The organism is Halomicrobium sp. HArcht3-1 (assembly GCF_058933345.1).
The window spans coordinates 99,041-111,761 of the sequence record NZ_JBZYDM010000011.1; the positions used below are offsets into that span (position 1 = coordinate 99,041).

14 protein-coding genes are annotated in these 12,721 nt (G+C 65.9%); 7 read left to right on the forward strand and 7 right to left on the reverse strand.

The features are described 5' to 3' along the window. Window positions 1-160: 160 nt before the first annotated feature. Both AC5FRW_RS16695 and AC5FRW_RS16700 read right to left on the reverse strand, forming a co-directional pair. Window positions 161-601 (reverse strand): DUF2391 family protein, encoded by a 441-nt coding sequence (locus AC5FRW_RS16695; protein ID WP_493569599.1) that lies wholly within the window; start codon window positions 599-601, stop codon window positions 161-163. Window positions 602-661: 60 nt separating this feature from the next. Beyond that, entirely contained in the window at window positions 662-1,078 is a 417-nt protein-coding gene (locus tag AC5FRW_RS16700) for a DUF7534 family protein (RefSeq protein ID WP_493569600.1), read from the reverse strand. A gap of 61 nt (window positions 1,079-1,139) precedes the next feature. On the opposite strand from AC5FRW_RS16700, the gene AC5FRW_RS16705 reads away from it, so the two are divergent. The 3 genes from AC5FRW_RS16705 (at window position 1,140) to AC5FRW_RS16715 (ending at window position 4,307) form a co-directional block, all read left to right on the forward strand. Next, the gene (locus AC5FRW_RS16705) at window positions 1,140-1,823 is read left to right on the forward strand and encodes a class I SAM-dependent methyltransferase (protein WP_493569601.1); all 684 of its coding nucleotides are present in this window, start codon (window positions 1,140-1,142) and stop codon (window positions 1,821-1,823) included. 69 nt (window positions 1,824-1,892) lie between these two features. Continuing rightward, window positions 1,893-2,861 carry a replication factor C small subunit gene (locus AC5FRW_RS16710; RefSeq protein ID WP_493569602.1) on the forward strand — a complete coding sequence of 323 codons (969 nt, stop codon included), beginning with the start codon at window positions 1,893-1,895 and terminating at the stop codon, window positions 2,859-2,861. Window positions 2,862-2,924: 63 nt separating this feature from the next. Beyond that, window positions 2,925-4,307: an outer membrane protein assembly factor BamB family protein gene (locus AC5FRW_RS16715; RefSeq protein WP_493569603.1), complete on the forward strand. Its 1,383-nt coding sequence runs from the start codon at window positions 2,925-2,927 to the stop codon at window positions 4,305-4,307. A 54-nt stretch (window positions 4,308-4,361) separates the two neighbouring features. Here the strand turns inward: AC5FRW_RS16715 and AC5FRW_RS16720 are convergent, their stop codons facing one another. The 3 genes from AC5FRW_RS16720 to AC5FRW_RS16730 all read right to left on the reverse strand — a co-directional run bounded on the left by AC5FRW_RS16720 (window position 4,362) and on the right by AC5FRW_RS16730 (window position 5,630). Beyond that, window positions 4,362-4,769 carry a type II toxin-antitoxin system VapC family toxin gene (locus tag AC5FRW_RS16720; RefSeq protein WP_493569604.1) on the reverse strand — a complete coding sequence of 136 codons (408 nt, stop codon included), beginning with the start codon at window positions 4,767-4,769 and terminating at the stop codon, window positions 4,362-4,364. Next, the gene (locus tag AC5FRW_RS16725; protein ID WP_493569605.1) at window positions 4,766-5,017 is read right to left on the reverse strand and encodes an AbrB/MazE/SpoVT family DNA-binding domain-containing protein; all 252 of its coding nucleotides are present in this window, start codon (window positions 5,015-5,017) and stop codon (window positions 4,766-4,768) included. The genes AC5FRW_RS16720 and AC5FRW_RS16725 overlap by 4 nt, the downstream gene beginning before the upstream one ends. A 139-nt stretch (window positions 5,018-5,156) precedes the next feature. Continuing rightward, window positions 5,157-5,630: a DUF6789 family protein gene (locus AC5FRW_RS16730; protein ID WP_493569606.1), complete on the reverse strand. Its 474-nt coding sequence runs from the start codon at window positions 5,628-5,630 to the stop codon at window positions 5,157-5,159. 175 nt (window positions 5,631-5,805) lie between these two features. On the opposite strand from AC5FRW_RS16730, the gene alaS reads away from it, so the two are divergent. The 4 genes from alaS to AC5FRW_RS16750 all read left to right on the forward strand — a co-directional run bounded on the left by alaS (window position 5,806) and on the right by AC5FRW_RS16750 (window position 11,188). Next, the gene (alaS, locus tag AC5FRW_RS16735; RefSeq protein ID WP_493569607.1) at window positions 5,806-8,580 is read left to right on the forward strand and encodes an alanine--tRNA ligase; all 2,775 of its coding nucleotides are present in this window, start codon (window positions 5,806-5,808) and stop codon (window positions 8,578-8,580) included. Between the two features lie 58 nt (window positions 8,581-8,638). Further along, window positions 8,639-9,532: a DUF4013 domain-containing protein gene (locus AC5FRW_RS16740; RefSeq protein ID WP_493569608.1), complete on the forward strand. Its 894-nt coding sequence runs from the start codon at window positions 8,639-8,641 to the stop codon at window positions 9,530-9,532. Window positions 9,533-9,585: 53 nt separating this feature from the next. Then, entirely contained in the window at window positions 9,586-10,365 is a 780-nt protein-coding gene (locus AC5FRW_RS16745; protein ID WP_493569609.1) for an alpha/beta fold hydrolase, read from the forward strand. Window positions 10,366-10,471: 106 nt separating this feature from the next. Beyond that, window positions 10,472-11,188 carry a type 1 glutamine amidotransferase gene (locus AC5FRW_RS16750; protein WP_493569610.1) on the forward strand — a complete coding sequence of 239 codons (717 nt, stop codon included), beginning with the start codon at window positions 10,472-10,474 and terminating at the stop codon, window positions 11,186-11,188. Between the two features lie 11 nt (window positions 11,189-11,199). Here the strand turns inward: AC5FRW_RS16750 and AC5FRW_RS16755 are convergent, their stop codons facing one another. Together AC5FRW_RS16755 and AC5FRW_RS16760 are read right to left on the reverse strand one after the other, a co-directional pair. Next, window positions 11,200-11,748, reverse strand: a complete 549-nt coding sequence (locus AC5FRW_RS16755) for an HPP family protein (protein WP_493569611.1) — start codon at window positions 11,746-11,748, stop codon at window positions 11,200-11,202. 72 nt (window positions 11,749-11,820) lie between these two features. Beyond that, window positions 11,821-12,714 (reverse strand): NAD-dependent epimerase/dehydratase family protein, encoded by an 894-nt coding sequence (locus AC5FRW_RS16760; RefSeq protein WP_493569612.1) that lies wholly within the window; start codon window positions 12,712-12,714, stop codon window positions 11,821-11,823. Window positions 12,715-12,721 lie beyond the last annotated feature (7 nt).

Genomic DNA, 12,721 nt, shown 5'->3' on the forward strand with positions numbered 1-12,721 from the left:
TACACGACCCCGGCGTCAGCAAGTGAGCCGGGATCGGTCACTACACGACCCCGGCGTCAGCAAGTGAGCCGGGATCGGTCACTACACGACCCCGGCGTCAGCAAGTGAGTCGGGCGCGGCTAGAACACGATCCCGGCGTTAGCACGTGAGCCGGGATCGGCTAGAACACACTGTCGGCGGTCGCAGCACCAACGACACTGAAGATCGACCCGACAGCGATCGCTTTCAGCGTCGTCTCGGCGACCGCCATCGGCGTGGGATCGGTCAGGATCTCCCCTTCGACGAGGAAGGTCTCGGGGGCGGTAAAGGCCAGCGCGAGGATCGCAACCGAGCCAAAGGAGACTGCCATCAGCGAGACGAATCGGATCGGGATCCCCGCCACCTCCGCCTCGGCGTCGGGATCGCGGTCGTCGTCGGCCTTGTACAGCGCGCCGTAGCCGATGGCGAAGACGATACCGACGACGGCGACGGCGTGCGCATTGCTCATGTTGGCCGCCAGCACCCACACCTCCTCGGTGACGACGAACGGGCCGGCCAGCAGGAAGCCGCCCACTAGCTGCTGGGCCGTGTCGGCGATTTTGTAGCTCGGCGGCCGTGCCATGACGTGGTCTGTGGTGGGGCCGGTCAAAACGCTGGTGTTCGACGGTGACGGTCGCCGTCGCTACGACGCCGCTCGGAACCGGTCCCACCCGCCACGGTAGTACAGCAGGTACGTGACTGGCACGAACGCAAGCGCCAGTGCGGGGAACGCAAGCGCCTGCGTGAACGGGTCCGGCGGCGTCACGAGCGGACCGACGACGAGGCTACCGAGGACGGCGAGCAACGCCGTCTCGACGGCACGAATCCGGTCAGTGCGCGCCCGCTCGCGCTCCCAGCCGCGACGGATGACCAGATAGACGATGATGCCGAAGGGGACGAACAGCACTCCCAGTACCCACAGCGCCGGGCGGGAGACGCCGTGGGCGAGTGCGTCGCGGTGGGTCCAGTAGGCAAGCAGCCCGGCAGTCGCGACGAAGAAGGCAAGCGGTACCACGAACAGGGCTTGCGTCGTAAACTGGAGGGCGAACGTCTCGGTCACGACTCGCTTCTCACCCCCGAAAACGATAGGCGTTTTCCCGCTCGCCCGCCAGTCCCTGTCTATGAGCGTCAGCGACGCTTTCGACGAGTGGGCCCGCTCGGGCAAGGATCAGGGCATGGAACAGCGCCACTGGCACACCGCAAAGCACGCACTGGCCCGGATGCCGGTCGAAACCGGCGACACCGTCCTCGATCTGGGCTGTGGCTCGGGCTACGCCGGGCGCGCACTGCGCGAGACGAAGGATGCAGGGCGATCCTACGGCATCGACGCCGCCGCTGAGATGGTACACAACGCCGCATCCTACACCGACGACGACCGCGTCGCCTTCGCCGTCGGGGACTTCGAACACCTCCCCTTCGACTCGAACAGCATCGACCACTGCTGGTCGATGGAGGCCTTCTACTACGCCCAGAATCCCCACGCGGTGCTCGACGAACTGCACCGTGTCCTCCGGCCCGGCGGCACGTTCTACTGTGCCGTGAATCGCTGGGAGGAACACGTCCACTCCCACGAATGGGAGGAACTGGTCGGGGTGCCAATGTTGCTCTGGAGCGAAGCGGAGTATCGTGAGGCCTTGCGCGATGCCGGCTTCACTGTCGCCAGTCAGGACCGGATTCCCGACACGGAAGTCGAGATTCCGCCTGCCGAGGCGTTCCCGACCGACGACTGGGAGACCCGCGAGGCGATGGTCGAACGCTACCGTGAGTTCGGGACGCTGCTGACCGTGGGCATCGTCCCAGAGTAGAGCGGCGACGTGCGTCACGGACCTCCGATTTTCAAACCAGTTAAGGCCGGTCCTCTCTTCCCGTCGTGTATGAGTGAGTCAGAGCGTGCGGGTCGGGAGGAAGTCTGGATCGAGAAGTACCGCCCGCAGACGCTCGGAGAGGTCGTGGGCCACGAGACCATCGTCGAACGCCTGCAGAGCTACGTCTCGCGCAACGATCTGAGCCACATGCTCTTCGCGGGACCGGCCGGCACGGGCAAGACGACGAGTGCGACAGCCATCGCTCGCGAACTGTACGGCGAGGACTGGCAGGAGCACTTCCTCGAACTGAACGCCTCGGACGAGCGCGGGATCGACGTGGTCAGAGACCGGATCAAGAGCTTCGCACGGACTTCGTTCGGCGGCGTCGACTATCGAATTATATTTCTCGATGAGGCAGACGCGCTCACCAGCGACGCCCAGTCAGCACTCCGCCGGACGATGGAGCAGTTCTCGAACAACGTCCGCTTCATCATGTCGTGTAACTACTCCAGCCAGATCATCGACCCCATCCAGTCTCGGTGTGCCGTCTTTCGCTTCTCGCCGCTGGGTGACGAGGCCGTCGAGGAGGAGATCCGCCACATCGCCGACGAGGAGGGCATCGAACTCACCGACGACGGCGTCGACGCGCTGGTCTACGCTGCCGGCGGGGACATGCGCAAGGCGATCAACGGCCTGCAGGCGGCGTCGGTCTCGGGCGACGTGGTCGATGAAGAAGCGGTGTTCGCGATCACCTCGACGGCTCGCCCCGAAGTGATTCAGGGGATGGTGCAGGACGCACTCGACGGCGATTTCAAAGCCGCCCGCTCGCAACTGGACGATCTCATTACCGACGAGGGGATCGCTGGCGGCGACATCATCGATCAACTCCACCGCTCGATCTGGGAGTTCGACGTGCCCGACCAGGACGCCGTACGGATTCTGGATCGCGTCGGCGAAGCGGACTACCGCATCACCGAGGGCGCGAACGAACGCATCCAGTTAGAGGCGATGCTGGCGTCGCTGAGCCTAGACGAGTAGTCGCCGGTACTCTATCCCCCAGTGACAGGGTTTTTTTATCTCGATCAGATCGACCAAAACGTAATGCCCTCCAGCACTCGCCGACGCTTCTTGCAGACGGCCGCTGTCGCTCCGTTGCTCTCGTTGCGACAGGGCACAGACGGCACACCGACCAGTCCAGACTACGGCATCGCGTGGGCCGAGTGCGGTGGACCGACTGCGCGGTATCAGGACGCCGTTCGCGGGCCAGATGGTCGATGCTTTGTCCTGCTCGACACACCGAGGGCCGAATCCGCCCCGGCCGTCGTCTCGTTTGGGTCGGACGGAAGTAGTGAACTGGTGTGGTCGTGGCCCGACGGTCGGTCGCTCACCCCGCAGTTGAATGCGATGCAGGGTCTCGAAGACGGCCTCGTTCTCGCCGGGAGCGTCTCCGAATCCAACCAGGACCGAACAGTGCTTGCCAAACTCGATTCGAAACGATCGCTAGAGTGGGTGCAGACGTACGAGACCCACTCCAGCGACCATACTCTTGCGAGCATCTCCACCGAGTTGCTCGTCCTCGTTTGTGATCTCAAACACCCACAGGGTGGGCAAACCTCAGTGTTCGGTATCGAACCGCAGACCGGTACGATAGCGTGGACACAGCGGGACTTCGTCTCCGGCTCGACGCGCGCTGCCCACCGATATCGAGATTCCTGCGTCTGTACTGGGGACATCTACGGTGGTGACAGGACAAACTGGATCGCCCGATTTTCACAGTCCGGTGCTGTTCGATGGCAGCGAGCGCTTTCGGGGCCAGCGCTCTTCGACGCGCGTCGGGTCGCAGTGGACCCGGAGGATCGTCTGCTGATCGCCGGGAGGCGAGACACACCGAGGGGGTTCAAACCCCGTCTGTACGCGCTTGACAGTGAGGGCGAAGAACGGTGGCGTGTCGACGTGGAGAACACCCCGGTGGACACGGACATCGGCGGTATCGCACCGCTTCCTGATAACGGGGTGGTTGCACTGCTCGATCCCGATACAGTTGGTCCTCCAGAGTACGATAACCCCGAGGACACCACGCTCTTGATCGTCACGATCAGCGGGGAGGGCGAACTCTCCGAACCGACGACGCTCGAACCGTGGCGTCATCCGTTCGACGCCCACGATATGTTCGCGACCGACGACGGATTCGTCGCGACGGGCGGTGTGGCCGTGGACGGTGAACCCCGTCCTGCAGCGATCGGTCTGAGTCGGGACGCCGAACGGACGACCCCGACACGGACGCCGACCGCCACTGCGACACGGACCGAGACCCAGACTGCGACGCCCTTCACGTCGACGACCGGCGATGGCATCGGCTCGTCGGCAGCCAACGATAGCTCCGCCACGACGAGCGGGAACGCGCCCGGTTTCGGATCGGTGTCGGCCCTCGTCGCCACACTCGGGCTCGCTGGCTGGCTCTCGCGGCGCACGGACGAGGAGTGACTGCAGCAGGTGTCGCGGACGGTGCCGTCACTCTACCCGTGTGAGACCACAGTCTCAGTGAACGACCGTCTCGACCTCTTGGACCGCTTCGAAATCCGAATCGCCGGTGTGCAGTGCCGAACAGTCGAGTACCGCCGCAGTCGCGAGGTGGATCGCGTCGGCGTAGGAGAGTTCGTTCTCGCGCCGTTCGTAGTATTTCGACCGGAGTCGTGACGCATAGAGGCTAATCTCGGTCGAGACCGGCACGACGTGGATCTCTTCGAAGTCCTCGATCGCGCTGGTGACGAGGTCTGCCGTCGTTCGGTCGACTTCGCGGGCGAGGATGTAGTCGATCTCTGTCAGTGCGATGGTCGACACGGCTCCTCCTTCGGCCCGCGCGTCGTCGATCACCGCCTGCGCCGTCTCGCGCTGGTCGCCGTCGAGCCCGTACTCCAGCCAGACCCACGAGTCGAGATAAATCACTGGAACCGATCCCACTGCTCGCGCTCGCGCTCGATCAGTTCCCGCACGTCGATCTCATAGGGGGTAGCTCGCTCGCGAGCCTCGTCTAGCCGCTCCATCGGATCGGCCGGGACGCCGACGAGACGGACGCCTCCCTCGTCGTCGAACCGGAACAGCACCTTCTCGCCCTCGCGGAGGTCTAATTGCTCTCTGACCGCTTTGGGGATCGTGATCTGCCCCTTGCTCGTGACCGTCGCCTCGAATGACATCGTGGGATTCTCCTTACCGGATGTTACTTCTCATTACAGATAATCGTTCGGCAGTCGTCACCGCACTCGGTTTTGATGGTTGGCCCTCACAGTGCTCGCGAGAAATCACGGCAGGAGTGGGAGACTGCTGACGCTCGATTCACACCCGATCTTTCACCGCGACGGCCACGACCCCGAGCACCAGTCCGTAGACGGCGTGCCACAGCAGCGACGGCGGTGCGAAGTTCGGGAACGGTGGGGAGGCCGGCGAGCCGACGACCGAGAGCCAGATCGGCATCAGGAGTGCGGCCAGCCCGATCCACGTGAGCACGCCCCACGCGACGCCGAGGCCGACGAGGCGGTTCGTCTTTCTGATCGAGAGCGCCTGTGCAACGGCGGCGAAGACGGCACCCAGCACCGCACCGTGGCCGAGGTGGACGGTCATGCCGAGCGCAGGGTTCGGTGGCGGTGCCAGCCCGTACAGGGAGGGAATCGCGACGGCGAGCGTCGCGTCGTTCATCACCAGTACCAGACCGCCCATCACCAGCGAGCCGGCCAGTCCACCGAGGACGCCGGCTTTCAGGCCTGCCGTGTCCGTCGGACTGTGTGACTCGCGTACGGTTTCTGTCGACATGCACTCGGCGAATCGAAGCCGCTGGTAAAGGCCGTATGGCGCTCGTGAGCGCCCGACTCACGACTGGGCAACGTTTAACAGGAACGGACGGAACCGACAGACGACGCCCTAAGGGGCCGTTTTCCGGCAAGGGCTTCGGAACTGTTTTACCCGCTGCTCGGCCAACAGTATCCCAATGAGCGACCTCGCCGACGAATATCGACTCGACTACTTCGAGGAGGAGGGGTTCCACCGCCTGGAGTGTGACTCCTGTGGCGATATGTTTTGGACGCGCGACGAGACGCGCGATACCTGCGGTGAACCGCCCTGCGCGGAGTACGGCTTCATCGACGACCCCGGATTCGACGAACAGCTCTCGCTCGAAGAGATGCGCGAGACGTTCCTCTCTTTCTTCGAGGACCGCGACCACGGCCGCGTCGACCCGTACCCGGTCGCGGCGAACCGCTGGCGCGACGACGTGTTGCTGACCCAGGCTTCTATCTACGACTTCCAGCCCCACGTCACGACCGGCGAGTCGCCGCCACCGGCCAATCCGCTCGTGGTCTCCCAGCCCTGCATTCGGATGCAGGACATCGACAACGTCGGGAAGACGGGCCGCCACACCATGGCCTTCGAGATGGGCGGCCACCACGCCTTCAACGCCGAGGAAGGCTCTGGGTACGCCTACGAGGGCGAGGTCTACTGGAAAGAAGACTGTGTCAAGTACTGCGTCGAACTGTTCGAGGAACTCGGCGCGGACGCGGGCGAACTCACCTTGATCGAGGACGTGTGGGTCGGCGGGGGTAACGCCGGGCCGGCGTTCGAAGTCATCTATCAGGGCCTCGAACTGGCGACGCTCGTCTTCATGCAGTTCGAGCAGGACCCCGAGGGTGACGTGGAGATGAAAGACGGCAACACGTACTCGGAGATGGACCGTCGGGTCATCGACACCGGGTACGGCATCGAGCGCTGGACCTGGATGAGTCAGGGCACGCCGACCGTCTACGAGGCTATCTACCCCGAGATGATCGAGTTCCTGCGGGAGAACGCCAGCCTCGACTACTCCCAAGAGGACGATCAGATCGTCCACCGTGCCGCGAAGCTCGCCGGTCACATGGACATCGACGAGGCCGAAGACATCGAGGCGGCTCGGGACAACATGGCCGATCAGCTGGGCGTCTCGACGAGTCGCCTCGTCGAGTTGATGGAACCGCTCGAATCGATCTACGCCATCGCCGACCACTGCCGGACGCTTGCCTACATGCTCGGCGACGGCATCGTTCCCTCGAACGTCGGGACGGGCTATCTCGCTCGGATGGTGCTTCGACGGACCAAGCGACTGGTCGACACCGTCGGCGTCGACGCGCCCCTGGACGAACTCGTCGACATGCAGGCCGACCGACTCGGCTACACGAACCGTGACACGATCCGCGACATCGTCCGCACCGAGGTCGAGAAATATCGTGAGACATTGGATCGGGGCGGCCGGAAAGTCCGCCAGCTCGCAGACGAATACGCGAAGAAAGACGAGCCGATCCCGGTGCGTGAACTGATCGAACTGTACGACTCACACGGCATCCAGCCGGATATGGTCGAGGAGATCGCCGCAGAGAAAGGGGTCGACGTGGCCGTACCCGACGACTTCTACGGGCTCGTCGCCGAACGCCACGGCGGCGGGCAGGCCTTCGAAGAAGAGGACGAGGTCCCCTACGAGGATCGCCTCGCCGAGCTACCGGGTACCGACCGACTGTACTACGAGGACCAGCAGCGAATGGAGTTCGAGGCGGTCGTGCTGGAAGTGTTCGACCGCGACGATGGCGACTACGACATCGTCCTCGATCAGACGATGTTCTACCCCGAGGGTGGTGGCCAGCCCCCGGACCACGGCACCATCTCGACCGACGACGTGACTGCCGACGTGACGGACGTGCAGATCCACGACGGCGTCATCCTCCACACCGCCGACGCGGACCCCGGCACCGGCGAGTTCGTCCGCGGGCAGGTCGACGCCCGCCGCCGTCGGAGCCTGATGCGCCACCACACGGCGACCCACCTCGTCATCCACAGCGCACGGCAGGTGCTTGGCGAGCACGTCCGGCAGGCCGGCGCACAGAAGGGGACCGATTCCTCCCGGATCGACATCAGCCACTACGAGTCGATCACGCGCGAGCAGGTCAAGGCCATCGAACACCGCGCCAACGAGATCGTGATGGACAACGTCGCCGTCACACAGGAGTGGCCCGAGCGCCACGAGGCAGAGGCCGAACACGGCTTCGACCTGTATCAGGGTGGCATCCCGACCGGCGAGCAGATCCGTCTGATCCACGTCGCCGAGGACGTACAGGCCTGTGGTGGCACCCACGTCGCCCGAACGGGCGACATCGGGACGATCAAACTGCTCAACACCGAGCGCGTCCAGGACGGCGTGATCCGGCTGACCTTCGCGGCTGGCGACGCCGCAATCGACGCCACCCACACGGTCGAGGATGCCCTCTTCGAGACGGCCGACCTCTACGACGTAGCCTACAGCGACGTGCCCGAGACCGCCGAGCGCTTCTTCGACGAGTGGAAGGCCCGCGGCAAGGAGATCGAGGAACTGAAAGAACAGCTGGCCGAGGCCCGCGCCAGCGGCGGCGGCGACGCTGACGAGGTCGAAGTCGGCGAGCGGACGGCGGTCGTCCAGCGCATCGACGCCGACATGGACGAACTCCGGGCACAGGCCAACGCCATCGTCGAGCAGGGATCGGTCGCGGTGCTGGGATCGGGCGCGAGCGGCGCGCAGTTCGTCGTGGCCGTCCCCGACGGCGTCGAGATCAACGCCGGCGAGGTCGTCGGCGAACTCGCATCGCGGGTCGGCGGCGGCGGCGGTGGCCCGCCCGATTTCGCACAGGGGGGCGGTCCCGACGCCGAGGCACTCGACGACGCTCTCGACGACGCACCTGAAATCCTCCGACAGGTCGCCAACGTCTGAGTACCGGCCACCTTCACACCACCAACCTACTTTTAATCGCCTCCTGTACGAGCGAGTGATGCCCTATTGCCTGTCCTGTGGGTCCAAGACGGACTTCGAGACGGCGGACTGTCCTGACTGCGGACGGGCGATCGAGCGCCGGATCGAGCCGCCGGGTGAGGTGGTCGAGGTCGGGGACGGCCCAGAGTCGACTCGCGACCGGGAATCCGGCGAGATGGACACTGACGCCGACGAGACTGCCGACACTGACGCCGACGAGACTGCCGAGCCACCGAAAACCGATCCTGCCGGTCCCTCACCGTTCGACGATCAGTGGGCGATACCCTTCGCCGCGACCTACTCGGTCCGGGGCGACTACCGACCGCTCGTCATCGGGGCGATCGTGGCGCTGCTGGGACTCGTCTTGCCGTTTCTCTTGTTGATTATCGTCGGCTACGGCTACCGACTGCTGCGGGCGACGGCCCGGGGGCAGGTCGAACGACCCGCGTTCGAGGCGTATGGAGAACTGTTTACCGACGGGCTGAAGTGGTCGCTCGTCACGGCCATCTACGGGTCCGTCGCGCTCCTCGGCGCGGTCGCGGCGATCCTCGCCGGTGCCGTCGACGCGCCACTCGGGCAGGCACTGTGGATCGGCACCGCTTTCGTCGCCATCTACCCGTTGCCGGCGTCGCTGACCGTGTACGGTGCAACCGACGATCTACGGGCGGCGTTCGCGCGTAGTCACGCCGGCCGCTTTGCCACCTCGTGGCTCTACCTGAAGGCGTGGCTGGGCTGGCTGGTCGTCGTCGTCCTCTCGGTGCTGCTTGCCGTGGTGTCGGCGTTGACGCTCGTCGGCCCGCTCGCCGTGCAGGCCTGGGCGATCTACGCACTGGCGACGGTGTGGGGCTACTACTACCGCGACGCCGTCGCTCGCGAGATCGTCCCGCCGGCCCCGGACGAACCGGTGGCCTGAGGCCAACGCGACGACCCGAAACAGGGAACAGCGTGCCGCTCCTTTGCTTGCCTATGCCGAAGACGACGACCGACGGCGTGACCCTCCACTACGAGACCGACGGCAGCGGCGAGGCTGTGGCGTTCGTCAACGACGTGGGGGCCGGCGCGTGGCTGTGGGGCTGGCAGTACGGCGTCGTCGCCGGCCCCTACGAAGGCCTCGTCTGGGACCTGCGCGGGACGGGGCAATCGGACGCCTCGCCGGGACCGTACAGCGTCGAAACGCTGGCCGACGACCTCGAAGCTGTGCTCGCCGACGCCGGCGTCGCCAGCGTCCACCTCGTCGGCGCGGGACTGGGCGGGATGGTCGCACTGGCCTACGCCCACCGCTACAATCGAGCGGAGTCGCTGGTCCTGTTCGGGACCGGGGCAAGCGGCGACGCGGTCACCGACCGACTCGACGATCTGTGGGCACCGCTCGACGACGCCGACGCGCTGGCCGACTCCCTGCAGACCGCCTTCGCCTCCGACCTGACCGACCACCGGACGATCCGCGAGGAGATGGTCCAGTGGCGACAGGCCGACGACGCCGACCGCACGGGCTGGCAGGCACAGGCCGCCGCAATGCGCGCGTTCGAGGCCCCGCCGCTGTACGAGATCACGCTCCCGACGCTGGTCATGCACGGCGTCGACGACGTGATCGTGCCCGCGAGTGCGGGCGAGACGCTCGCGGCTGATCTCCCGCGAGGGGAATATCAGGCCGTCGAGGGCGGCCACTGGGCCTTCATCGAGGAGAGCGCCGCCGTCTCGGACGCACTGATGGGCTGGCTCGACGAGCAGACCGCCGCGGAGTGAGCGCGAGCGAGACGGGTCGAGTCGACTGGGCGGTCGTGTCCGCGAGCGCGGCAACGTTCGCCGCGGATCTGTCCATTTTTGAGGCTCCAGCGACTGTCTAGAGACGATGAGTCTCAGGATCGCCCTGTTGAACGCGGCCCACGACGGGGAGCTAAACCGCCGGAACTTCCGGCGGGAACTGGACGCGGACCTCGTCGAGTACGACGTGACCGAACGCGAACTGCCCGACACCTTCGCGTTCGACGGCTGTGTCGTCACCGGTTCGCGTGCCTCCGTCTACTGGGACGAGCCGTGGATCGCAGACCTGTCCTCGTGGGTCCGCGATGCGGTCGAGCGCGACGTGGCGTTCCTGGGTGTCTGTTTTGGCCACCAGCTACTGGCCCACGCACTGGGGGGCCGTGTCGAGGCGATGGACGACTACGAGATCGGCTATCGCACTGTCGCCCACGACGGCAGTTCGGCACTCCTCGACGGCGTCGACCGTGAGTTTACCGTGTTTACGACCCACTCGGATCGCGTGGTCGAACTCCCACCGGGGGCCGAGCAGTTCGCCGAGAACGACTATGGCGTCCACGGGTTTCGGACGGACGATGTCTTTTCGGTGCAGTTCCACCCCGAGTACGACCCCGAGACCGCCCGCGAGGTCACGCAGGGCAAAGACGATCACCTCCCCGAGGACCGCATTCAGGAGGTGCTTTCCGGCATCACGGCAGAGAACTACGACGCCGCCTGCGAGGCCAAGCGACTGTTCGACAACTTCACGGAGTACGTCCGGCAGCGACGTGTCGAGGGTGACGGCGGCGTCACTGCCTCGGACGACTGACCGGAGCGGTGTCACTGCCTCGGACGACTGATCGAAGTCCCAGCCGGCGATGACTGACCGGCCGGCGTCAGACCGATCTTCCGCAGGAACTGCTGCTGCCCGACCAGTGTGACGACGGCGAGCACGATCACGAGCGCCGCTTGTGGCGTCGAGAGGATACCGAGCGCGACGATCAGCGTCGTCGCGCAGGCCGGCGCGTGGCCGGTGTCGGTCGCCGTCATCGCGGCGGTGGTCAGAGCGACCGCGAGGACGCCGCTGACGGCGAGTCGCAGCATCGCGATCGACCCCGGATCGGTGAGCGCACCGAGCGCGACGCCGCCGCCCACGAGCCGGTAGGCGACGAAGCCAGCGACGACACCGATCAGGTGGCCGCCCAGCACGCGACGTGGGGCGCTCTCGGCCGCGTCCGGGTTCGTCGCGAAGAGATATGCCGTCGGGCCGAGACTTGGAAAGAGCAACGGCAGGCCGGTGAGCCAGACGGCTCCGCCAAGCGTCGACAGCAGCGCGGCTGCACGACCCGCCTGCCGGAGCCACGACCGCCGTCGCCACGGAACGACCACGATGACGGGACCTGCCGATCTGGACGGGAAAAGATGGCGTTTTTCGACGGGTCGAACCGTCGGAGCGGACGGTCAGGCCAGGTCGCGCCAGCTTTGCCGTGGCGTCCAGTCGAACAGTGTCTCGGCCTTGAACGTGTCGACGAGTGGGGCGTACTCGTCCGCCCCGAGCGTGTCACGCAGGTCGGCGTCGGGATACAGCTCCGAGACGAGATCACGCGTCGGCACGTCGGCGCAGGTGTCGGGAGCCGACACCCAGACGCGTTCGTGGCCCTCGAAGTCGGCCGCGACCGTCCGGCGGACCAGATCGACGGCATCCGGCATCATCGCGTAGGTAAACAGCGTGTTACGCTGGGCGTGGAAGTTCTCGGCTGTGCGGAGACCGTCGAGCGTCTGGTCGCGCTCGACGAACGCCTCGCGAGCCATCGCCTCGTCGACGACCCACGGGAACCGTAGCGAGGTGATCGTCCGTGGGCAGGTCGGTCGCCGTGCGAACGCGTCGGCGGCGATTTCGAGCGTCTGCTTCCCGAGTCCGTAGGGGTTCGACGGCGTGAGCCGGTGGTCCTCGTCGACGGGGAGGTAGTCGACGGTGATCGGTTCCGGTTCGAAGCCACCGCCGATGGCGCTGAAACTCGACGCCAGCGTCACCGTGTCGATCCCGAGTTCGCCCGCCGCTTCGAGGACGTGATAGCTGGACATGACGTTGCTCTCGTAGGTCCTGAAACCGGGCGTCCGGTCCGGTGTCGGGAGCATGCCCAGATGGACGACGGCGTCGGCGTCGCTCGCGGCGAGCGACCCGTACACCTCGCCGGCGTCGAGCAGGTCCGTCGTGCGGTAGCTGTCGCTGTGTTCTTCGTCGCGCTTGCCCCGCGAGAGATTCACGGTTCGATATCCGGCCTCGCAGAGATGTTCGAGCAGACTCCGCCCGATGCGTCCGTTTCCACCGGTGACGGCGACGGTGTCGGTCATGCTCTGC

Coding starts and splice junctions, on each gene's coding strand:
- AC5FRW_RS16695 (WP_493569599.1), bottom strand. CDS start 601: ATGGCACGGCCGCCGAGCTACAAAATCGCCGACACGGCCCAGCAGCTA.
- AC5FRW_RS16730 (WP_493569606.1), bottom strand. CDS start 5,630: ATGTCGACAGAAACCGTACGCGAGTCACACAGTCCGACGGACACGGCA.
- alaS (WP_493569607.1), top strand. CDS start 5,806: ATGAGCGACCTCGCCGACGAATATCGACTCGACTACTTCGAGGAGGAG.
- AC5FRW_RS16740 (WP_493569608.1), top strand. CDS start 8,639: ATGCCCTATTGCCTGTCCTGTGGGTCCAAGACGGACTTCGAGACGGCG.
- AC5FRW_RS16715 (WP_493569603.1), top strand. CDS start 2,925: ATGCCCTCCAGCACTCGCCGACGCTTCTTGCAGACGGCCGCTGTCGCT.
- AC5FRW_RS16710 (WP_493569602.1), top strand. CDS start 1,893: ATGAGTGAGTCAGAGCGTGCGGGTCGGGAGGAAGTCTGGATCGAGAAG.
- AC5FRW_RS16745 (WP_493569609.1), top strand. CDS start 9,586: ATGCCGAAGACGACGACCGACGGCGTGACCCTCCACTACGAGACCGAC.
- AC5FRW_RS16750 (WP_493569610.1), top strand. CDS start 10,472: ATGAGTCTCAGGATCGCCCTGTTGAACGCGGCCCACGACGGGGAGCTA.
- AC5FRW_RS16760 (WP_493569612.1), bottom strand. CDS start 12,714: ATGACCGACACCGTCGCCGTCACCGGTGGAAACGGACGCATCGGGCGG.
- AC5FRW_RS16725 (WP_493569605.1), bottom strand. CDS start 5,017: ATGTCATTCGAGGCGACGGTCACGAGCAAGGGGCAGATCACGATCCCC.
- AC5FRW_RS16705 (WP_493569601.1), top strand. CDS start 1,140: ATGAGCGTCAGCGACGCTTTCGACGAGTGGGCCCGCTCGGGCAAGGAT.